The organism is Metabacillus indicus LMG 22858, assembly GCF_000708755.2.
In the GTDB taxonomy this organism is placed as follows: Bacteria; Bacillota; Bacilli; order Bacillales; family Bacillaceae; genus Bacillus_P; species Bacillus_P indicus.
The window spans coordinates 1,433,496-1,453,639 of sequence record NZ_JGVU02000002.1 but is presented as its reverse complement, the minus strand read 5'-3'; the positions used below and the strand labels follow the sequence as shown (position 1 = coordinate 1,453,639).

The following is a 20,144-nucleotide window of genomic DNA, read 5'->3' as shown; positions in this document are numbered from 1 at the left end:
ACACCCCTGGAATTTGTATTCCAGGGGTTTTTGCTGTTATTTCCTTTCTCGTTTTCAATTGTTTTTATACATAAACGGAGCAATTATAGTTGGCATATTTACGTTTATTAAAATTACCCCTCGGAGATACTAGCTTGTACAGTGAAACTTTCATCAATAGATGACGAGTGGAACAGACCGGGCATGTGCGGACAGGAAAGCCGGCGGGTGATTACTGCACGTTTATGCGGGATAAAATGACATCGCAGTAGGAGGGACCACTATGAGCTGGACTGGCATTGCCTTGTTTGTACAACTTTTTTTCGGGGTCATCATTGGCTTGTACTTTTGGAACTTATTAAAAAATCAGCGTACGCAGAAAGTTTCAATTGACCGCGAATCACGAAAAGAAATGGAACAGCTGAAGAAAATGAGATCAATTAAGTTATCAGAGCCTTTATCTGAGAGAGTGCGTCCTAAAAGCTTTACAGATATCGTGGGGCAGGAGGACGGCATTAAGGCCCTTAAAGCCGCCCTGTGCGGACCCAACCCGCAGCACGTGATTATATATGGTCCGCCCGGAGTGGGGAAAACCGCGGCTGCGAGATTGGTTCTTGAAGAGGCAAGACGCAATGCCAAGTCCCCATTTAAGCCTTCGGCCGTCTTTATTGAACTTGATGCCACAACGGCGAGATTTGATGAAAGGGGCATTGCAGATCCTTTAATCGGTTCTGTTCATGATCCTATTTATCAGGGAGCAGGAGCCATGGGACAAGCGGGGATTCCCCAGCCGAAGCAAGGAGCCGTCACGAATGCACATGGCGGTGTGCTGTTCATTGATGAAATCGGAGAGCTTCATCCTATACAGATGAACAAACTTCTAAAAGTGCTTGAAGACAGAAAAGTCTTTTTGGAGAGTGCTTATTACAGCGAAGAAAACACACAAATTCCAAACCATATTCATGACATTTTTCAAAATGGACTGCCTGCTGATTTCCGGCTGATCGGTGCGACAACAAGAACACCGAACGAAATTCCGCCGGCTATCCGCTCAAGATGTCTTGAGGTCTTTTTCAGGGATTTGGAGTCAGAGGAACTGGCCATTGTTGCCAAAAAAGCAGCAGTAAAAGTGAATATGAACGTCAGCGACAAGAGCATTGCCACATTGACGTCTTATGTGCGGAACGGCCGCGAAGTTGTCAATATGATGCAGATTGCAGCCGGGATGGCCATGACGGAAGACCGCAGCGAAATCACCATGCAGGATATTGAATGGGTTGTCAGTTCAAGCCAGCTGACGCCGCGGCATGATAAAAAAATCTATGAAGACGCCAGGGTCGGTCTTGTAAACGGACTTGCTGTGCACGGTCCAAATTCAGGCTCACTGCTTGAAATCGAGGTAACCGTTATTTATGCAAAGGATAAAGGCACAATAAACATTACAGGCATTGTTGAAGAAGAAAGCATCGGCGACAGAGGAAAATCCGTCAGAAGAAAAAGTATGGCAAAAGGATCGATTGAAAATGTCATAACGGTCCTTCGCTCAATGGGCATCAACGCAAATGACTATGACATTCATGTCAATTTCCCAGGCGGCATTCCTGTTGACGGTCCATCAGCCGGCATAGCGATGGCTACGGGAATTTTCTCAGCCATTCATAAAATACCGGTCGATCACACAGTAGCCATGACAGGGGAAATCAGCATTCACGGAAGTGTAAAGCCGATTGGCGGAGTAGTGCCTAAGATTAAAGCAGCCAAGCTTGCAGGCGCAAAAACCGTAATTATTCCTGCTGAAAACATGCAGTCTATTTTAAAGACCATTGAAGGCATCAGCATCATACCGGTCGCTCACTTGCAGGAAGTCTTTGACCTTGCATTCGTCAACCCGCCAACTGAGTTGGAAAACCCGGTTACACTTATAAAACAGGACCTCGGGTAATATCTCGGGGTTTTTTTAATGGGGAAAAGCATTTTGCTTGAAGTTAAGAAGTAATTTCTTTAGTCTTCTGGTCACGGAAAGGGTATACTACATAAGGTAAACCTATATGCTTTACAGATGACTCTGCCTGCAGAATAGGATTGTACAAGAACGAAGCTCTTATATTATAATGATTGATACTTAGTCATGGAGGTGCTTTTAAAGTTGGCGAAAAAAGAAGAGAAAATCGTCCCCCTCCTACCTCTTAGAGGATTGTTAGTGTACCCGACAATGGTACTTCACCTTGATGTAGGACGCGAAAAATCCGTACAGGCGCTTGAGAAAGCGATGATGGATGATCACATAATCTTTTTAACGACACAACGGGATATTTCAATTGATGAACCTGCTGAAGAGGATATCTTCAAAGTAGGTACGCTCACAAAAATAAAACAGATGCTGAAGCTTCCAAATGGAACAATCAGAGTTCTGGTCGAAGGCATGCAGCGCGGAGAAATGACCAAATACACAGACGAAGGCGACTATTTTTCGGTAAGCGCTCTTCCTTTGGATGAAAGAGACGGCAAGGATGCTGAAGATGAAGCGCTGATGAGAACGCTGCTTGATCATTTTGATCAGTACATAAAGCTGTCAAAAAAAATCTCCGGTGAAACGCTCTCAACCGTCTCTGACATTGATGAACCAGGCAGAATGGCTGACATCATTGCTTCTCACCTGCCGCTTAAGCTCAAAGAAAAGCAGGAAGTGCTTGAAACCCTTGACATTAAAGAGCGGCTGAACAAGGTCATTGAGATTATTCACAATGAAAAAGAAGTTCTTCAGCTTGAAAAGAAAATCGGCCAGCGTGTTAAAAGGTCAATGGAACGGACGCAAAAGGAATACTATCTCCGCGAACAAATGAAAGCCATCCAAAAAGAGCTTGGCGATAAAGAAGGCAAAACCGGAGAAGTGGACATTCTAAGCAGCAGGATTGAAGAAGCTGGAATGCCTGACCATGTTAAGCTTACAGCACTTAAAGAGCTTGAGAGGTACGAAAAAGTACCTTCAACTTCTGCTGAGAGCTCGGTTATCCGCAATTATCTAGACTGGCTCATTTCCCTGCCCTGGTCAAATGCGACAGAGGACCGACTTGATTTAAAGCGCGCCGAGAAAATTCTTGATGAAGACCATTACGGCCTTGAAAAAGTAAAAGACCGCGTGCTTGAATACCTTGCCGTTCAGAAGCTGACCAATTCGCTTAAAGGCCCGATCCTTTGTCTGTCAGGACCTCCCGGTGTAGGGAAAACGTCCCTTGCAAAATCAGTGGCAAAATCCCTTGACCGTCATTTTGTCCGTATTTCGCTCGGTGGAGTGAGAGACGAATCAGAAATCCGAGGACACAGAAGAACATATGTGGGCGCAATGCCGGGACGCATTATTCAGGGCATGAAAAAAGCAGGAACGATTAATCCGGTCTTTTTGCTTGATGAAATCGATAAAATGTCCAACGATTTCAGGGGGGACCCTTCTTCAGCCCTGCTCGAAGTGCTTGACCCTGAACAAAATCATACGTTCAGCGATCATTACATTGAAGAGACGTATGATCTGTCAAAGGTCATGTTCATTGCAACAGCCAATAATCTGGCCACGATCCCGGGGCCTCTTCGTGACCGGATGGAAATTATCACAATCGCCGGATACACAGAGCTTGAGAAAATTCATATTGCCAAAGATCATTTGCTGCCAAAGCAGCTGAAAGATCACGGATTGAAAAAGTCCCACCTTCAAATAAGAGAGTCTGCGATCCGGAACATCGTGCGCTACCATACGCGCGAGGCAGGAGTCCGCAGCCTTGAACGCCAGCTTGCATCGATCTGCAGAAAAGCTGCGAAGCAAATTGTATCCGAAGAGAAAAAGAAATTGATTATCACAGATAAAAACCTGTCCGATTATCTTGGGAAGAATAAATTCAGGTATGGCCAGGCAGAGCTTGAGGATCAAGTTGGAGTAGCGACAGGCCTTGCCTATACGACAGTCGGCGGAGATACCCTTTCGATAGAAGTGTCGCTTTCACCGGGCAAAGGAAAGCTGATTTTGACCGGAAAGCTTGGCGATGTGATGAAAGAGTCTGCACAAGCTGCCTTCAGCTTTATCCGTTCGCGCGCTAAAGAAATGAACATTGATGAGAATTTTCACGAGAAAAATGATATTCATATTCATGTTCCGGAGGGCGCTGTGCCGAAGGATGGGCCTTCTGCAGGGATTACCATGGCAACTGCCTTAATTTCAGCTCTTACCGGACGGCCGGTCAGAAAAGAAGTAGGCATGACAGGGGAGATTACCCTTAGAGGCAGAGTGCTACCAATCGGCGGATTAAAAGAAAAAACGCTAAGCGCTCACCGTGCAGGGCTGACGAAAATCATCCTGCCAAAAGACAATGAACGGGATATTGAAGATATTCCGGAAAGTGTACGGAGTGAATTAACTTTTGTGCCTGTATCACATCTTGATGAAGTGCTGCAGCATGCATTAACGGGAGAGAGTAAATGAAAGTCACAAGTTCCGAGATCGTCATCAGTGCAGTAAAGCCGGATCAGTACCCTGATCTTGATTTGCCTGAAATTGCACTGGCAGGACGCTCAAACGTAGGAAAATCATCGTTTATCAACAAATTGCTTAACAGGAAGAACCTTGCCAGAACGTCATCAAAGCCCGGCAAAACCCAGACCCTGAACTTCTACATCATCAATGAAATCATGCATTTTGTGGATGTGCCCGGCTACGGGTATGCAAAGGTTTCAAAAACCGAGCGCGAAGCCTGGGGAAAAATGATCGAAACATATTTTACGAAAAGAAGACAGCTCCGTGCAGCCGTCCTTCTTGTCGACCTGCGCCACGCACCGTCAAAAGACGATGTCATGATGTATGAGTTTTTGAAGCATTATGATATTCCTGTCATGGTCGTTGCCACAAAGGCAGATAAAATCCCTAAAGGCAAATGGCAAAAACACATGAAAGTCGTAAGAGAAACGCTGAATAAGGACCCTGAAGACCCGATGATCTGCTTCTCATCCGAAACAGGGCTTGGCAAAGAAGAATCCTGGGCTGTCATCAGACAGTACACTGGAGTCTAAACGCAAAAACCTGTGCAGAACAATCTGCACAGGTTTTTTTATTTTTCTGCCTCTTTCTCATCATCGGTGTCATCGTTCTGCACCTCTTTCAGCGATTTCAGCCATTCGGGCTGAGGCTGATCGGGCCCCTCGCTGAAAACTTTAATTGTATCCCTTTCATCCTGATGCGAAAAAATATCGTGGATATCATTTCCGTTTCCAAGGATGTTGCCAAACCCCTGATTCAGCTTGCTGCTGTTTTTGAAATTGGAAGGAAAGTTATTGCCGAAGTTCACGGCTGAGGCACCTTCCACTGTGCCGATGTGTATATCTCCGATTCTAAAAGATGAGGACAGGACCTGATCATGATCAGGCAGAGGCTGACTGTATTTCTTTTCGTTTATTTCGTAAGGAATGTGTTTTCCATTAACGATAATGGAAATATCATTTTCGCGCTTTGGCTGCTGACGTGATTTTGAATGAAATGTATTTCCTATATTCATCGTTCCGTTCACTTGCTTTACATCTATATTTTCAAGCCTGTAAACAAGTTCATGGACATTCATAGTTTGTACCCGGTCTATGTGAAAGGTTTGGCGGCTGAGGTTTTGAGCGTTAACCGCTTCCTCTAATGCATACAGCCTTTTTTCAATTTTGCGAAGAAGTGTCAGGAAAGACTCATCCTCAAGCGTCATACCGTTTCACCCCTTTAGCACGTTCGCCTGACTGGTGAATAAAATAGGAGGCAAACCGGAATTTTGATTGGAGGCAGATGCAATGAAAATCAGATCCTCTAAAATATCTTTTTCGGACCTTAACGTTCTTGAAATAGCTGACAACTCTGGGGTTTTTATTGGAAGAAACAGGCAGGTCAAGTGGAATACTGCGGCAGGCAGTCACTCCGGTTTCGGCAGAATCTCCGGCAATGAAAATGAAATCGCCCATACGATACATCTTGTCCTGCATGAGCATGTAAAAAAAGAAAAAGGGTCTCAGCAGACGGACAAAGGAAGTGGGGAACCCTAATTCTGTTCGCCGTCTGTTTTCTTTTTCTGAACGTTTGCCAATGTGAATGTATGATGAATGGTATTGGAATTTCCGCGTACTCGTCCAAATCCCTCATGGACGCCTGAGCGATTTGTCCATTTGTACTGAAAGTTCTCTCCATAAAACATGCCTGAGCTATGCTTTATCTGGTAGACATTTATTGAATGAAAATGGATGTTTGCCAATTCCAGGCCCCTCTCTCAAACTCTGCACACGATTTTCCCCTATTACATGTATATAGAATCTCCGGTGAAGTATGACCGCGGCAAAAAGAAAACCACCGTTTGCGGTGGTTTTCAGTCAGCTCTGATAGACAGGCTGATCATTGGAACCCTGATTCTGGGTAAAATCCGAATCCATAAAATCATCATCATGAATAATATTCACTGTATCTACCGCCAGATTATTCGCACCCATGATTTTCCCGAATCCATAATTGCTCTTCATGCTCACTGTCCAGTCATATTGAGTATTCGTCCCCGTGAAAATTCCGGAGTTTCCAGAAAGGGAGGTCACATTTATATTGGTGAACTGAATAGATAAACTTTTCATCTAAATCTGTGAAACAGGCTGAGGGTTGATATTTTCAGGCTGGGCAATCGCCATATCGGCCAGATCCTGATCGTTGATAATATTTGTGCAGCCAATTGCACCCGAATTGATGAAGTTCCCGTTTCCTGAATTGAATTTCCCCTGGGCATTCCAGTCCGGCTGGCTGTTCTGCCCCGAAGAAATGATGGAATTTGCAGCCATGCTTACAACATTGATCATATTGAATACGACAGATACCGGCACAATCCAATCCTCCATTTCTCCTGCTGTAATACCTTAGTATATGTTCTGGATGCGTGCAGTGTGAACTTGTTTGGAAAACACACAAAAGGGAAAGGAGATGAAACTCCTTTCCCTTTTATGAGGATTTTCTTACATATTTACTTCTTTTTCAGAAACAATAAGTAAAAACCGCCAAGAATTAACAGAACAGGCCAGAATTTCTGGACGACCTGAACGCCTTGTTCGACCCACCCGAGACCGTTAATGATCGAGTCGAAAAAGTGGAGAAATGCGGCGAGCAGGAGTAGAATGATTCCTTGTATGGATCCTGTTTTTGTTTTGGCCGACCGGAGTATGATGCCGAGTCCGATGATAAAGGTGATGGCAGGCGCGTGTTCAGGCCAGTCGGGGAACTGCCCGAAGCAAAGAAAGTGCACGCCGAGTCCTCCAAGCAAAATGCCTGGAAGTATGGCATTTTCATCCTGATCAAAATGGCCTCCGATCAGAAAAGCGAGCCCAAAAAGAATGAGCAGTGTCTGCCATGACTGCTGCTGGTCAAAAAGCTTGATCTGAAAGGTTTCCAGCGCATAGTAAAAACCGATCGCAAGCAGGGCATAGGCAGAAAAGTTTGTCGATTTTTTCATTTCAGTCACCTCTGAATTAAGACGATTACCTTGATTGTAAGCACTTTTTTTGGTATTGTTCAAGGTGGACGAATTTGCTGCAGCTTTTGCTGTTTAAAATACAAATCAGCACGAATCCGCATTGTCATGCGGAATCATGCCGGCTGTTTAACTAGTATGATATCACAGTCCGGCAAGCTTTCAAGAACTGTTCACATTTGTAAAAAGAGAAAAAACAGAGACATGGTATAATAGTAATAGAATTCTTGTATGTGGGGTGTATGACATTATGCATATCTTAGCTGTAGGCTTAAATTATAAAACTGCCCCTGTCGAAATCCGTGAAAAACTGACCTTTCAGCCGAATGAACTCGGAGATGCCATGAAAGCACTGAAAGAGCAGAAGAGCATTCTTGAAAACATCATTGTTTCGACATGTAACCGGACAGAGATTTATACGGTTGTGGACCAGCTTCATACTGGCCGTTATTATATTAAAGCATTTTTAGCCGAGTGGTTCGGCCTTGATAAGGATTCCTTTTCTCCTTTTTTAACTATGTATGAAAATGATGGTGCCATTGAGCATCTTTTCAGTGTTTCATGCGGACTGGATTCAATGGTCCTCGGAGAAACACAGATTCTCGGCCAGGTGCGTACAAGCTTCATGCTCGGACAAACAGAAGGTACGATCGGAACGGTATTTAACCATCTGTTTAAGCAGGCAGTGACTCTTGCCAAAAAAGCACACTCTGAGACTGATATCGGAGCTAACGCAGTTTCTGTCAGCTATGCGGCTGTTGAACTTGCGAAGAAAATATTCGGCGACCTGACGAACAAGCATGTGCTTATTCTCGGTGCCGGCAAAATGGGCGAGCTTGCTGCACAGAACCTTCATGGCAGCGGAGTGCGCAAAGTGACGGTTGTTAACCGCACGTTTGAAAAAGCAGAGGTTCTGGCAAGGAAATTCAGCGGCCATGCAAAAGGGATAAATGAGCTTCAGTGCGCGCTTGTTGAAGCTGATATTCTGATCAGCTCAACCGGTTCAAGCGATTTTGTCATCACAAAAGAGATGATGGCTCCTGCTGAAAAAATGAGAAAGGGCAAGCCGCTGTTTATGGTGGATATTGCGGTTCCCCGCGACCTTGACCCTGCTCTTGATGAACTTGAAAGTGTGTTTCTGTATGATATTGACGATCTTCAGGGAATTGTGGACGCAAACCTTCAGGAGCGCCAAAAAGCAGCTGAGGAAATCGGATTAATGCTAGAGGCGGAGATTGTCGCCTTCAAGCAATGGCTTGGCACACTCGGAGTTGTTCCTGTCATTTCGGCGCTTCGCGAAAAAGCTCTTGGCATTCAGGCGGAAACGATGCAAAGCCTCGAGCGCAAAATGCCTAATCTGACTGACCGTGAACTGAAGCTTCTGAACAAGCACACCAAAAGCATCATTAACCAAATGCTCCGCGATCCGATTCTTAAGGTGAAAGAGCTTGCTGCTGATTCGGACGCAGAACAGAATCTGGAGCTTTTCATGAAGATCTTTGATATTGAAGAAGCAGTTGAAGAGCAAAAACGCAGAGAAAACTCGGTTTCTTTAAGCAGCTCTCAGGCAGTGCCTGGGCAGGCAAGAGCTTCACTTCAAACGTAAGTGAGAGGAATTTGATGTATGCCAGAAATGAGTTTACCTAGAATTAATGAACTGATTATTATTCTTTATGCATTCAGTGTTCTCTTTTTTTTCATAGATTTTATTCATAACAACCGGAAGGCTAACAAAATTGCCTTCTGGTTGCTTTCTATTGTTTGGCTGCTGCAAACAATTTTTTTGTTTTATCAAATGTTTGAGACCGGCAGATTTCCAGTCCTGAACATATCAGAAGGGCTTTATTTTTATTCGTGGGTGCTTGTGACGCTGTCAGTCGTCTTAAACCGTTTTTTGAAAGCGGATTTTATCATCTTTTTTACAAATGTACTCGGATTTATCATGCTCAGCATCCACACATTCGCGCCATCACAATATGAATCGGCAGCGGTTTCCGGACAGCTGATTTCTGAGCTTTTGTTTATACACATCACAATGGCCATCCTGTCTTACGGGGCTTTTACCCTGTCTTTCGTTTTTTCCATTCTGTATTTGATTCAGTATAATTTGCTGAAGAAGAAAAAATGGGGAAAGCAGCTTATCCGGATTGACGACCTGGCCAAGCTTGATCACATGTCCTATGTATTAAATGTGATTGGTGTACCGATGCTGTTACTGAGCTTAATACTCGGGATGATCTGGGCATACTTAAAAATCCCGAACTTCCACTGGTACGACGCGAAGGTAACCGGTTCGTTCATGATGCTCCTTGTGTACGGCTATTATTTATACAGCCGGATCGTGAAGGAATGGCATGGAAAACAGGTTGCTTATTATAACGCAGCAGCCTTTTTAATTTTATTAATTAATTTCTTTTTATTCGGAAGCCTTTCAAGGTTTCATATTTGGGACTCTTAATGCAAGATACATCCTAGTTGGAGGAACTCATTATGCGCAAAATCATTGTAGGATCCAGACGTAGCAAACTGGCTTTGACCCAGACGAATTGGGTGATTGACCAGCTTAAAAAAATCGGGCTGCCTTTTGACTTTGAAGTCCGGGAAATCGTGACAAAGGGCGATCAGATTCTTGATGTCACCCTCTCGAAAGTGGGAGGAAAAGGCCTTTTTGTAAAAGAGATTGAACAGGCCATGCTTGACGGCGAGATTGATATGGCTGTTCACAGCATGAAGGATATGCCTGCTGTTCTGCCGGAAGGGCTGACAATTGGCTGCATTCCGCACCGAGAAGATCCGCGGGATGCTTTTATTTCTAAAAATCACGTCAGTCTTGCTGATCTGCCTGCGGGTGCAGTGGTGGGAACAAGCAGTTTAAGAAGAAGCGCACAGCTCCTTGCCATGAGGCCTGATCTTGATATTAAGTGGATCAGAGGCAATATCGACACGCGCCTGGCAAAGCTTCAGCACGAAGATTACGATGCGATCATCCTAGCTGCAGCGGGTCTTGCGAGAATGGGCTGGAGCCAGGACGTTGTGACAGAGTTTCTTGATGCGAAAGACTGCGTTCCGGCAGTCGGCCAGGGAGCGCTTTCCATCGAATGCCGTGCAGACGATCAAGAACTGCTTACTCTTTTGTCCCATTTTACGGATGAAGCGACACAGCTTGCCGTTCAGGCGGAGCGCACCTTCCTTCATGTGATGGAGGGAGGATGCCAGGTACCGATTGCAGGGTATGCAGAAGTCGCTTTTGACAAAGAAATTTCGCTTACCGCACTGATTGCCTCTCCTGACGGAAAAGAGATTTATAAAGAAAGAATCACAGGCAAAGATCCCGTAGCCATGGGAAAAGAAGTGTCTGAAAGACTGATTGCGCAGGGAGCAAAGCAGCTGATCGACAAGGTAAAAGAGGAGCTAGACCTTTAATGGCCGGCGGTCTCTCAGGAAAGACCATTCTGATTACGAGAGAAGAAACACAGGCAACCACTTTTGCAGCGAAAATTAAAAAAGCCGGCGGAGTTCCTGTTGCTGCTCCGCTGATTTCCTTTGAAAAAGCGAAGGATATACATAAACTTAAAGAGGCAGTTCGAGGTATTAAGGCTGAAGACTGCCTCGTCTTTACGAGCATGAACGGGGTGCTTTTCTTTTTTGATTTTCTGAAAGAGCACGGCTTCCCTTCTGATTTCCTGTCGCACTGCACATTTGCCGCCGTGGGGCGGAAAACAAGGCAGCTGATTGAAGACAGGGGCTATACGGTCAGAATCATGCCGAAGGAGTATGTAGCTGAAAGGCTTGCTGAAGAAATCGCGGGGAGCATCAGGCCGTCCCAGCATATTTATCTCTTCAGGGGGAATCTTGCCAGGGAAATTCTCATGAAAGAATTGACTCTCAAGGGCTTCTCCGTGACAGACCTTACGCTATATGAAACAATACATAATACAGAGGATGGAAACAGGATTGAGCAGCTGCTTGAGGAGCAAAAACTCGATTACATTACCTTTACCTCCTCATCCACTGTTGATGCCTTTATGAAGGTCATGAAAAACAAAAATCTGGATACTCTGCTCAAGGGCGTTACGCTTGTGAGCATTGGACCGATCACACATAAAACGCTTAAGAAGTACGGCTATGACGGCATTGTGTCAGATCCGTACACCATCGATGCCATGATTGACCGTATCCAAACACACGCTGAAAGGCAGGAATAAGCTATGGACATTCAATTTAACAGACACCGCAGACTCCGGAGCACAGGCAGCATGAGGTCACTCGTCCGCGAAACACATCTGCACGCAGAAGACTTTATTTATCCGATCTTCGTTGTTGAAGGCGAGCAAAAACGCAATGAGGTAAAATCAATGCCCGGCGTTGAACAGATTTCGCTTGATTACCTGAATGCAGAAATGCAGGAGGTAAGCGATCTCGGAATCAAGTCTGTCATCGTCTTTGGAGTGCCTGATCAAAAGGATGAGCTTGGCACACAGGCTTACCATGACCACGGCATCGTTCAGCGTGCGATTGCACAGATTAAAGAAAATTTCCCTGAGCTTGTTGTGATTGCCGACACGTGTCTTTGCCAGTATACAGACCACGGCCACTGCGGAATTGTGAAAGAGGGAAAAGTCCTCAATGACCCGACCCTTGATCTGCTGGCGCGCACTGCGATCAGCCAGGCAAGAGCGGGTGCGGATGTCATCGCTCCTTCAAATATGATGGACGGGTTTGTGGCTGCTATCCGCCATGGCCTGGATGAAGCGGGATTTGAAGATGTGCCGATTATGTCATACGGAATTAAATACTCAAGCGCCTTTTACGGTCCGTTCAGGGATGCTGCCCACAGCACTCCGCAGTTTGGAGACCGCAAAACGTATCAGATGGATCCTGCAAACCGCCTTGAAGCGCTCAGAGAAGCAGAATCGGATATGATGGAAGGGGCGGACTTCCTGATTGTGAAACCTGCCCTGTCTTACCTTGATATCATCCGCGATGTGAAAAATAACTTTAACGTGCCGATTGTTGCATATAACGTAAGCGGCGAATTTGCCATGATCAAGGCAGCCGCACAAAACGGCTGGGTCGATGAAAAGGCAATCGTGATGGAAATGATGATCAGCATGAAGCGCGCAGGCGTGGATATGATATTGACATATCATGCCAAGGATTGTGCACGCTGGCTGAAGGAACAACACTAATCGCAGGAGGAGAAGTCAAATGCGCAGTTATGAAAAATCAGGCAAGGCCTTCGCAGAAGCTCAAGGGCTGATGCCGGGCGGAGTGAACAGTCCTGTTCGCGCCTTTAAATCCGTCGCTATGGATCCCATATTCATGGAGCGGGGAAAAGGCTCTAAAATTTACGATATTGACGGTAATGAATATATTGATTATGTGCTTTCATGGGGACCACTTATTTTAGGCCATACAAATGACGCGGTTGTTGAAGCCATTAAAAAGGTGACAGAATCCGGTACAAGCTTCGGGGCTCCGACGCTGATTGAAAATGAGCTGGCCAAGCTTGTGATTGACCGCGTGCCATCTATTGAAATCATCCGGATGGTGAGTTCGGGAACAGAAGCAACGATGAGTGCCCTGAGACTTGCACGCGGTTTTACCGGAAGAAATAAGATTTTGAAATTTGAAGGCTGCTATCACGGCCACGGGGATTCCCTGCTGATCAAAGCAGGTTCAGGTGTTGCAACACTTGGACTGCCTGACAGCCCGGGAGTTCCTGAAGGAGTAGCAAAGAACACGATCACTGTTCCATACAACGACATGGAAAGCGTGAAATATGCCTTTGAACAGTTCGGTGATGACATTGCCGGTGTGATTGTTGAGCCGGTGGCTGGTAACATGGGAGTTGTCCCTCCGCTTCCAGGCTTCCTCGAAAGCCTGCGCAGCATCACAGAGGAGTACGGCTCACTGCTTATCTTTGATGAAGTGATGACGGGCTTCCGCGTTGATTACGGCTGTGCTCAAGGGTACTTCGGCGTGACGCCTGACCTGACATGTCTCGGGAAAGTGATTGGCGGCGGACTTCCTGTCGGAGCATATGGCGGCCGTGCCGACATTATGAAACAGGTTGCCCCAAGCGGACCGATTTACCAGGCAGGCACCCTGTCCGGAAACCCTCTTGCGATGACAGCAGGCTATGCAACGCTCAGCCAGCTTACTCCGGATACCTACAAAGAGTTCGGCAGAAAAGCGGACATCCTTGAAGAAGGATTAACAGCGGCTGCTGAAAAACACGGCATTCCGATTACAGTGAATCGCGCGGGATCTATGATTGGCTTTTTCTTTACAGACGAGAACGTCATCAATTTCGAAAAAGCGAAAACATCCAATCTCGAGTACTTCTCAAAGTTCTATCGCGAAATGGCAAACGAAGGTGTGTTCCTTCCGCCGTCACAGTTCGAAGGTCTGTTCCTTTCCACTGCCCACAGTGATGAGGATCTTGAAAAAACGATTGCAGCGGCAGAGAAAGCATTCGCTGCCCTTAAATAAAGTGAAGACCCCCTGCGAGTCAATGTGCAGGGGGTTTTATTATTTGGGCGTATATCCTGATTTCCGGCTCAGCCATTTGCTGGCAAGGATAATGGTCAGTCCGATAATGGCGACGGCAATCATAAGCAAATCAGATACAATCGTGATCCATAACGGAATCTGAAGCAGAAAAATTGCGCCGATGATAACAAAGAATAGGGGTCTCATACTAATCTCCTGAATGTTTTTCTTTTAGTATAGCAAATGGGGCGGAAAAAAGAGAACCTGCAGACGGCAGGTTCTCTATGTACTCAATATTTAGCTGAACCTTCTTTTGCTTTTCCGGCGTCTTCCTGAAGGTTCCCTTTCAGTTTGTCTTTCTTTCCTTCACGCTGAAGCTCAGGATTGTTTGCTGCATTGCCCACCTGATCTTTCACTTCGCCTTTAGCCTGGTTTACCTTGCCTTTTACTTTGTCGCTCATGCCGTGATCTTTTGACATCATCAAACACTCCTTTCTTGTATCCTTCATGTTCCCTGCATTTCCTGAGCTTAAACCAGGCATTTGATCAAAAAAATCATAAACCTTCACCGTGCGGCATATTCCTTTAATGTCACAGGTATTTTCGTAAGGACACCTGAAAGGAGGAGTTCAAGTTGTCACAGGATCAACAATCATCATTGCGGTTCTCTGTTGAGGAATCCGTTTGGTTTCAAAAGGGACAGGAAGTGGGTGAGCTGTTATCCATCTCATTAGATCCAGACATCACCATCCAGGAGTTTGACCAGTACATCTCGATTCGGGGTGCGCTTAAGCTTACGGGTGAGTACAAAATAGATGAGGATTATAGCGAAGAGGAATTTGAATATGCCAATCTCCGGTTTATCAGCAGTGTAGAAACAAGAGAAGACGGCATATCGCAGCTTGTTCACGGTTTTCCTGTAGATATCACGATTCCGAGAAACCGCATTGGAAACTTGGAAGAAGTGTATGTAACGATTGAGTCTTTTGATTATGATCTGTCAGAAAGCAGAAACCTTAGGCTCGTAGCTGACCTTGAAATCAGTGGTATTGCAAGCGGGGATGCGGCTGCTGAGGCGGAAGAAGAACAGGAGCAGGAGCAGGAATATGTGTTTGAGCAGGAGCAGGAACCAGAGCTCCAGCCGCTGTTCCGCTCACCTCAGGCACTGTATGAAGAGGAAACGCAAGTAGAAGAATATGATGCTTTTGCGCATGCAGGCAGCCAAAATCATGACGATCTGTATGAACCGTTTCATGTAGAAGTGAAAAAAGAGGCTGCAGAGGAAGAAGCGGCTGCACCGGACATTTCTTATTTTGCAAGCAGGCCGCAGTATGAGGAACCGTATAAGGCGCCTCAAAAGCAAAGTCCGAAAGCAAGAAAAGAAGAACAGGCAAGAAAGCAGGAGGAACCAAAGCAGACGGAAAACTCCCTCTACTTGACGAAGCTTTTTGAACGGGATGAAGAAGAGGAGTTTACAAAGCTTAAGATCTGCCTTGTCCAGCAGGGTGACACTATTGACAGCATTTGCGACCGCTACGGGATTACGGTCCAGCAGCTGCACAGAGTCAATCAGCTGAATTCAAGCGCAGATGTGCACGAAGGCCAGACACTTTACATTCCTGTTTACGCAAATACTCATTAAGAAAAGAAAGCAGCTTGGGGAGGAGAGTTCCTCAGCTGTTTTTTTTGTAAGTCTCTTTAAATGAGACCCGGCTAAAAGGAAGTGGGACAAAAAATGATGAGAGAAAATATGGATAAACTTGCGGAGGTTTTAAAAGAGTATGAGCTGAAAGCGGAATATGCGGAGTCTGTTACAGATAAACTGACGAAGGTCTATGCCAGTTCAGGTGCCTCCTACGCCTTGAAAAAGATGTCATCGAACCGGAATGGCCAATTCATTGAAACGCTTCACGGTGCTCATCAGAAAGGCTATTCAGGGTATGTACCCATCTTCAGAAACAGGCACCGGCAGTTTTTCACCTCTGACGGAGAAAACTGGTACTACATTATGCCCTGGCTCACCAACGAAACAGAAGAAGAGCGGGATGAGCGGCATAAAAATATGTTCAGGGAGCTTGCAGCGCTTCACCAGAGAACGGCTGCTGAGGAAAAGCTGAATCAGAATGCCCTGAAAATTCACTACGATACCCTTGCCAAGCAATGGGACGACAACAAAGCCCAGTATGAAAAATACGTGGAGGAATGCGAGAAGAAGTGGTATCTCTCCCCGTTTGAACTGCAGGCCGTCACGTATTACTTTGAAACCGCCCGTGCGACAGAATTTGCCCGCAAAAAACTTGATGAGTGGTATGAGATGATGAAGGAAAAAGAGGATGTGCGGCAAGTCATGATCCACGGCAGAGCGTCCATTCATCACTACTTGTATGATGAACAGGGAACGGGGTATTTCACCAATTTTGAACATGCCAGGTATTCATCGCCCATTGATGATGCGCTTCTCTTTTACCACAGGACGTTCCATACGTACCCGTTTGCAGATGATAACTGTGCCGACTGGTTTTACACCTATCAGCAGACGTTTCCATACAGAGAAGAGGAAATGCAGCTGTTCATCTGCTATCTTGCCTATCCGGATTTTGTCTACAAACAAGTGAAAAAGCACATGAACCTGAATGACAGAAGCGCGTCGCAGCTTCAGAAAAATCAGGACCTGATCAAATCTTACTGGACCTTTAAAAACATCGAGTACTTCGTCATGAAGGTGACGCAGATCGAAGAAAACAAAAAACTGGCCGCAGAGCAGTCGACATAAACAAAACCCAATCAGTGATTGGGTTTTTTAAATCCATTCCATATAAAGCGCCACCCCAAGCAATATCAGCAGCGCCAGCAGGACAAGGTCGACGGGCGACGGGAAAATCAGGGTCCGGACGGTCTGAAAGATGGTAATCGGCACGATGAACTGTCCGGCAATGAGCTTAAACTGCTTTACATACGGCGACAGGTTATAATCGTTTATTTTTCTGCGCATCCTAAAACTCTCCTCACTGAATCCTTCTTGTATAAAGAATATGTGCATTTACCCAGTTTTGTGCCTTTTCGGGAATAAAGACTGTGAAAAATGGAGAAGATGATTGACGTGAAATGACTGGATTGTATACAATACAACATATATCATGTTTTCATAATCGAACACATACCGTGATAGGGAAGAGTAAAGCGGAAAGCTGTTTTCAGAGAGAGAAATCGCCTGCTGAGAGATTTCTTAAACAAGCGTGCTTGAAGGTCGCCCTGGAGTAATTCTCTTGAACCATGAAGTAGAGAGAATCGGCATGAACGCCGTTATCCCATTTGAGAGCACAGGTTCTTTTTTGCCTGTGAAAAAAGGTGGCACCGCGAAATCAACTCCTTTCGTCCTTTTACCGGACGAGGGGAGTTTTTTATTTTCCGAAAAGTGCGGAAATGAACTGATTTGAAGATTTTAAGGAGGAAGAAACATGGAGAACAAGGAGCAGACACTCTCTACAAAATATGATCCGCAGGCAATTGAGCGCGATCGCTACGACTACTGGCTGAAGGGAAAGTTTTTTGAAGCTTCAAACGACCAGGAAAAGCAGCCGTACACGGTTGTCATCCCCCCGCCGAACGTAACAGGAAAGCTACACCTTGGCCATGCCTGGGACACGACGCTTCAGGATATCGTGACGCGCATGAAACGCATGCAGGGCTATGACGTTCTCTGGCTGCCTGGAATGGACCATGCAGGAATTGCTACTCAGGCAAAAGTTGAAGGAAAGCTTCGCGAGGAAGGCAAGTCCCGCTATGACCTTGGTCGCGAAAAGTTTGTTGAGGAAACATGGAAATGGAAAGAAGAATACGCATCCCATATCCGCGCGCAGTGGTCTAAGCTTGGCCTTGGCCTAGATTATTCAAGAGAGCGGTTTACGCTTGATGAAGGCCTTTCAAAAGCGGTTAATGAGGTATTTGTCTCTCTTTATAAAAAAGGACTCATTTACCGCGGCGAATATATTATCAACTGGGATCCGCAGACAAAAACGGCTCTTTCTGATATAGAAGTTATCTATAAAGATGTTCAGGGCGCATTTTACCACATGCGCTACCCGCTGTCAGACGGTTCCGGTGCCATTGAAGTTGCCACGACACGTCCTGAAACGATGCTTGGCGATACAGCGGTTGCTGTTCACCCGGAAGATGAGCGCTACAAGCATTTGATCGGCAAAACCGTTGTTCTCCCTATCGTAGGACGCGAAATTCCGATTGTCGGAGATGACTATGTAGATATGGAATTCGGTTCCGGAGCGGTTAAGATTACTCCGGCGCACGATCCGAATGACTTTGAAATCGGAAACCGCCACAGCCTTGAACGTGTTCTTGTGATGAACGAGGACGGAACGATGAATGCGAAAGCGGGAATCTACAGCGGACTTGACCGTTTTGAGTGCAGAAAGCAGATCGTGAAGGATCTTCAGGAAATGGATGTTCTGTTCAAAATTGAAGAGCACATGCATTCAGTCGGGCACAGCGAACGGAGCGGAGCGGTTGTTGAGCCGTACCTTTCTACGCAGTGGTTCGTTAAGATGCAGCCACTTGCAGATGCAGCGATTGAGCTTCAGGACAAAGAAGACAAAGTGAACTTTGTTCCAAACCGTTTTGAGAATACCTATATGCGCTGGATGGAAAATATCCGCGACTGGTGTATTTCAAGACAGCTTTGGTGGGGACACCGCATACCTGCCTGGTATCATAAAGAAACAGGCGAAGTGCATGTTGATCACGCACCGCCTGCAGACCTTGAAAACTGGGAACAGGATACAGACGTGCTTGATACGTGGTTCAGTTCGGCACTGTGGCCGTTTTCTACAATGGGCTGGCCGGATGAGGATTCAGTTGACTATCAGCGCTACTATCCGACAGATGTGCTTGTAACAGGCTATGACATCATTTTCTTCTGGGTTTCCCGCATGATTTTCCAGGGTCTTGAATTTACCGGCAAGCGTCCATTCAAAGACGTGCTGATTCACGGACTTGTCCGCGATGAGCAGGGACGCAAAATGAGTAAATCACTTGGAAACGGCGTAGACCCGATGGATGTAATCGATAAGTACGGAGCGGATTCTCTTCGTTACTTCCTTTCAACAGGAAGCTCGCCTGGCCAGGATCTGCGTTTCAGCTACGAAAAAGTAGAAGCAACATGGAACTTTGCCAATAAGATCTGGAACGCTTCACGCTTTGCGCTGATGAACATGGACGGCCTGAAATATGATGAAATCGATTTGACCGGTGAAAAATCAGTGGCTGACAAGTGGATTCTTACACGCCTCAATGAAACAATCGAGCACGTGACAAAGCTTGCCGATAAATACGAATTTGGTGAAATCGGCCGTCATCTGTACAACTTTATCTGGGATGATTTCTGTGACTGGTACATTGAAATGGCGAAGCTTCCGCTTTATGGCGAAGACGAAGCGGCGAAAAAGACAACCCGTTCAATTCTTGCATATGTACTAGATAACACGATGAGACTTCTTCATCCGTTCATGCCGTTTATTACCGAGGAAATTTGGCAGAACCTCCCTCACGAAGGGGAATCCATTACAACCGCCAAATGGCCGGTTGCTGATCCTTCACTTACGGATGAAGCTGCGGCGGCAGATATGAAGCTTCTAGTTGAAGTAATCCGGTCGGTTCGAAATGTAAGAGCAGAAGTGAACACGCCGATGAGCAAGCAAATTCCAATGATGATCAAGGCAAAATCAGCAGACATCCAAAATCAGCTCGAGCAGAACCGCGCCTATATCGAGCGTTTCTGCAACACGTCAAGCCTTTCGATCGGCATAGATGCTGAAACAGGCGACAAAGCGATGACATCTGTTGTAACAGGAGCGGAATTGATCTTCCCTCTTGAAGGCTTGATCAACCTCGATGAAGAAATTGCACGCCTTGAGAAAGAGCTTGATAAATTAAATAAAGAAGTTGAACGTGTTCAGAAAAAGTTGAGCAATGAAGGCTTCGTTAAAAAAGCGCCTGAGAAGGTTATAGAAGAAGAACGCGCGAAAGAAAAAGATTATACAGAAAAAAGAGAAGCCGTTCTTTCAAGAATCGGAGAGCTGAAAGGCTGAATGACAAAGGCTCGGGTGTGATTGATGATCATGCCCGAGTTTTCATGTACAT

21 protein-coding genes and 1 other annotated feature are annotated in these 20,144 nt (G+C 45.8%); of the genes, 13 read left to right on the top strand and 8 right to left on the bottom strand.

Going from position 1 to position 20,144, the window contains the following annotated elements; translation table 11 throughout:
* Positions 1-262 precede the first annotated feature (262 nt).
* The 3 genes from lonB to yihA all read left to right on the top strand — a co-directional run bounded on the left by lonB (position 263) and on the right by yihA (position 5,034).
* The gene (gene lonB, locus AZ46_RS10755; protein ID WP_029279288.1) at positions 263-1,921 is read left to right on the top strand and encodes an ATP-dependent protease LonB; all 1,659 of its coding nucleotides are present in this window, start codon (positions 263-265) and stop codon (positions 1,919-1,921) included.
* 204 nt (positions 1,922-2,125) lie between these two features.
* The gene (lon, locus tag AZ46_RS10750) at positions 2,126-4,450 is read left to right on the top strand and encodes an endopeptidase La (protein ID WP_029279291.1); all 2,325 of its coding nucleotides are present in this window, start codon (positions 2,126-2,128) and stop codon (positions 4,448-4,450) included.
* Positions 4,447-5,034: a ribosome biogenesis GTP-binding protein YihA/YsxC gene (gene yihA / locus AZ46_RS10745; protein ID WP_029279293.1), complete on the top strand. Its 588-nt coding sequence runs from the start codon at positions 4,447-4,449 to the stop codon at positions 5,032-5,034. The genes lon and yihA overlap by 4 nt, the downstream gene beginning before the upstream one ends.
* Before the next feature lie 38 nt (positions 5,035-5,072).
* Here the strand turns inward: yihA and AZ46_RS10740 are convergent, their stop codons facing one another.
* Positions 5,073-5,708, bottom strand: a complete 636-nt coding sequence (locus tag AZ46_RS10740) for a hypothetical protein (protein ID WP_035319204.1) — start codon at positions 5,706-5,708, stop codon at positions 5,073-5,075.
* 82 nt (positions 5,709-5,790) lie between these two features.
* Here AZ46_RS10740 and AZ46_RS10735 point away from each other — a divergent pair, with 82 nt between their 5' ends.
* Positions 5,791-6,039, top strand: a complete 249-nt coding sequence (locus tag AZ46_RS10735) for a hypothetical protein (RefSeq protein ID WP_029279297.1) — start codon at positions 5,791-5,793, stop codon at positions 6,037-6,039.
* On the opposite strand, the gene AZ46_RS10730 is transcribed toward AZ46_RS10735, so the two are convergent.
* The 4 genes from AZ46_RS10730 to AZ46_RS10715 all read right to left on the bottom strand — a co-directional run bounded on the left by AZ46_RS10730 (position 6,036) and on the right by AZ46_RS10715 (position 7,478).
* Entirely contained in the window at positions 6,036-6,245 is a 210-nt protein-coding gene (locus AZ46_RS10730; RefSeq protein ID WP_029279303.1) for a hypothetical protein, read from the bottom strand. The two genes, AZ46_RS10735 and AZ46_RS10730, sit on opposite strands and share 4 nt — an antisense overlap.
* Before the next feature lie 115 nt (positions 6,246-6,360).
* Positions 6,361-6,507, bottom strand: coding sequence for a hypothetical protein (locus tag AZ46_RS21955; protein ID WP_161781208.1), 147 nt, complete (start codon positions 6,505-6,507; stop codon positions 6,361-6,363).
* Positions 6,508-6,612: 105 nt separating this feature from the next.
* Positions 6,613-6,870 carry a hypothetical protein gene (locus AZ46_RS10720; RefSeq protein WP_234703411.1) on the bottom strand — a complete coding sequence of 86 codons (258 nt, stop codon included), beginning with the start codon at positions 6,868-6,870 and terminating at the stop codon, positions 6,613-6,615.
* Positions 6,871-6,992: 122 nt separating this feature from the next.
* Positions 6,993-7,478: a LiaF transmembrane domain-containing protein gene (locus tag AZ46_RS10715; RefSeq protein ID WP_029279315.1), complete on the bottom strand. Its 486-nt coding sequence runs from the start codon at positions 7,476-7,478 to the stop codon at positions 6,993-6,995.
* 268 nt (positions 7,479-7,746) lie between these two features.
* Here AZ46_RS10715 and hemA point away from each other — a divergent pair, with 268 nt between their 5' ends.
* Genes hemA through hemL form a run of 6 tightly spaced genes read left to right on the top strand, consistent with a single transcriptional unit; the run spans position 7,747 to position 13,991 of the window.
* Positions 7,747-9,102 (top strand): glutamyl-tRNA reductase, encoded by a 1,356-nt coding sequence (hemA, locus tag AZ46_RS10710; protein ID WP_029279317.1) that lies wholly within the window; start codon positions 7,747-7,749, stop codon positions 9,100-9,102.
* Positions 9,103-9,120: 18 nt separating this feature from the next.
* Positions 9,121-9,954 (top strand): cytochrome C assembly family protein, encoded by an 834-nt coding sequence (locus tag AZ46_RS10705; RefSeq protein WP_029279318.1) that lies wholly within the window; start codon positions 9,121-9,123, stop codon positions 9,952-9,954.
* Between the two features lie 32 nt (positions 9,955-9,986).
* Positions 9,987-10,919: a hydroxymethylbilane synthase gene (hemC, locus tag AZ46_RS10700; protein WP_029279319.1), complete on the top strand. Its 933-nt coding sequence runs from the start codon at positions 9,987-9,989 to the stop codon at positions 10,917-10,919.
* Positions 10,919-11,701, top strand: coding sequence for a uroporphyrinogen-III synthase (locus AZ46_RS10695; protein WP_029279321.1), 783 nt, complete (start codon positions 10,919-10,921; stop codon positions 11,699-11,701). The genes hemC and AZ46_RS10695 overlap by 1 nt, the downstream gene beginning before the upstream one ends.
* Before the next feature lie 3 nt (positions 11,702-11,704).
* Positions 11,705-12,685, top strand: a complete 981-nt coding sequence (gene hemB / locus AZ46_RS10690; protein WP_029279323.1) for a porphobilinogen synthase — start codon at positions 11,705-11,707, stop codon at positions 12,683-12,685.
* Positions 12,686-12,704: 19 nt separating this feature from the next.
* The gene (gene hemL / locus AZ46_RS10685; protein ID WP_029279325.1) at positions 12,705-13,991 is read left to right on the top strand and encodes a glutamate-1-semialdehyde 2,1-aminomutase; all 1,287 of its coding nucleotides are present in this window, start codon (positions 12,705-12,707) and stop codon (positions 13,989-13,991) included.
* A gap of 39 nt (positions 13,992-14,030) precedes the next feature.
* On the opposite strand, the gene AZ46_RS21950 is transcribed toward hemL, so the two are convergent.
* Both AZ46_RS21950 and AZ46_RS10680 read right to left on the bottom strand, forming a co-directional pair.
* A complete protein-coding gene (locus AZ46_RS21950) occupies positions 14,031-14,198 on the bottom strand; it encodes a SoxR reducing system RseC family protein (protein ID WP_139015502.1) in 168 nt (55 codons plus the stop codon).
* 83 nt (positions 14,199-14,281) lie between these two features.
* The gene (locus AZ46_RS10680; RefSeq protein WP_029279327.1) at positions 14,282-14,470 is read right to left on the bottom strand and encodes a CsbD family protein; all 189 of its coding nucleotides are present in this window, start codon (positions 14,468-14,470) and stop codon (positions 14,282-14,284) included.
* 155 nt (positions 14,471-14,625) lie between these two features.
* On the opposite strand from AZ46_RS10680, the gene spoVID reads away from it, so the two are divergent.
* Positions 14,626-15,633, top strand: a complete 1,008-nt coding sequence (spoVID, locus tag AZ46_RS10675; RefSeq protein WP_029279330.1) for a stage VI sporulation protein D — start codon at positions 14,626-14,628, stop codon at positions 15,631-15,633.
* 93 nt (positions 15,634-15,726) lie between these two features.
* Positions 15,727-16,764: a spore coat protein YsxE gene (gene ysxE / locus AZ46_RS10670; protein ID WP_081414174.1), complete on the top strand. Its 1,038-nt coding sequence runs from the start codon at positions 15,727-15,729 to the stop codon at positions 16,762-16,764.
* Positions 16,765-16,791: 27 nt separating this feature from the next.
* Here the strand turns inward: ysxE and AZ46_RS10665 are convergent, their stop codons facing one another.
* Complete coding sequence (locus AZ46_RS10665; protein WP_029279333.1) at positions 16,792-16,983, bottom strand: hypothetical protein; 192 nt, start codon at positions 16,981-16,983, stop codon at positions 16,792-16,794.
* Positions 16,984-17,144: 161 nt separating this feature from the next.
* Positions 17,145-17,374, top strand: a binding site (T-box leader).
* A gap of 75 nt (positions 17,375-17,449) precedes the next feature.
* Here AZ46_RS10665 and AZ46_RS10660 point away from each other — a divergent pair.
* On the top strand, positions 17,450-20,092 hold the full coding sequence (locus AZ46_RS10660) for a valine--tRNA ligase (protein WP_029279335.1): 2,643 nt from the start codon (positions 17,450-17,452) through the stop codon (positions 20,090-20,092).
* Positions 20,093-20,144: the final 52 nt, after the last annotated feature.

Coding starts and splice junctions, on each gene's coding strand:
- AZ46_RS10715 (WP_029279315.1), bottom strand. CDS start 7,478: ATGAAAAAATCGACAAACTTTTCTGCCTATGCCCTGCTTGCGATCGGT.
- AZ46_RS10735 (WP_029279297.1), top strand. CDS start 5,791: ATGAAAATCAGATCCTCTAAAATATCTTTTTCGGACCTTAACGTTCTT.
- hemB (WP_029279323.1), top strand. CDS start 11,705: ATGGACATTCAATTTAACAGACACCGCAGACTCCGGAGCACAGGCAGC.
- AZ46_RS10740 (WP_035319204.1), bottom strand. CDS start 5,708: ATGACGCTTGAGGATGAGTCTTTCCTGACACTTCTTCGCAAAATTGAA.
- AZ46_RS10680 (WP_029279327.1), bottom strand. CDS start 14,470: ATGTCAAAAGATCACGGCATGAGCGACAAAGTAAAAGGCAAGGTAAAC.
- ysxE (WP_081414174.1), top strand. CDS start 15,727: ATGATGAGAGAAAATATGGATAAACTTGCGGAGGTTTTAAAAGAGTAT.
- AZ46_RS10720 (WP_234703411.1), bottom strand. CDS start 6,870: ATGGAGGATTGGATTGTGCCGGTATCTGTCGTATTCAATATGATCAAT.
- AZ46_RS10695 (WP_029279321.1), top strand. CDS start 10,919: ATGGCCGGCGGTCTCTCAGGAAAGACCATTCTGATTACGAGAGAAGAA.
- hemL (WP_029279325.1), top strand. CDS start 12,705: ATGCGCAGTTATGAAAAATCAGGCAAGGCCTTCGCAGAAGCTCAAGGG.
- AZ46_RS10705 (WP_029279318.1), top strand. CDS start 9,121: ATGCCAGAAATGAGTTTACCTAGAATTAATGAACTGATTATTATTCTT.
- AZ46_RS21955 (WP_161781208.1), bottom strand. CDS start 6,507: ATGAAGAGCAATTATGGATTCGGGAAAATCATGGGTGCGAATAATCTG.
- hemC (WP_029279319.1), top strand. CDS start 9,987: ATGCGCAAAATCATTGTAGGATCCAGACGTAGCAAACTGGCTTTGACC.
- lonB (WP_029279288.1), top strand. CDS start 263: ATGAGCTGGACTGGCATTGCCTTGTTTGTACAACTTTTTTTCGGGGTC.
- AZ46_RS21950 (WP_139015502.1), bottom strand. CDS start 14,198: ATGAGACCCCTATTCTTTGTTATCATCGGCGCAATTTTTCTGCTTCAG.
- yihA (WP_029279293.1), top strand. CDS start 4,447: ATGAAAGTCACAAGTTCCGAGATCGTCATCAGTGCAGTAAAGCCGGAT.
- AZ46_RS10660 (WP_029279335.1), top strand. CDS start 17,450: ATGGAGAACAAGGAGCAGACACTCTCTACAAAATATGATCCGCAGGCA.
- hemA (WP_029279317.1), top strand. CDS start 7,747: ATGCATATCTTAGCTGTAGGCTTAAATTATAAAACTGCCCCTGTCGAA.
- AZ46_RS10665 (WP_029279333.1), bottom strand. CDS start 16,983: ATGCGCAGAAAAATAAACGATTATAACCTGTCGCCGTATGTAAAGCAG.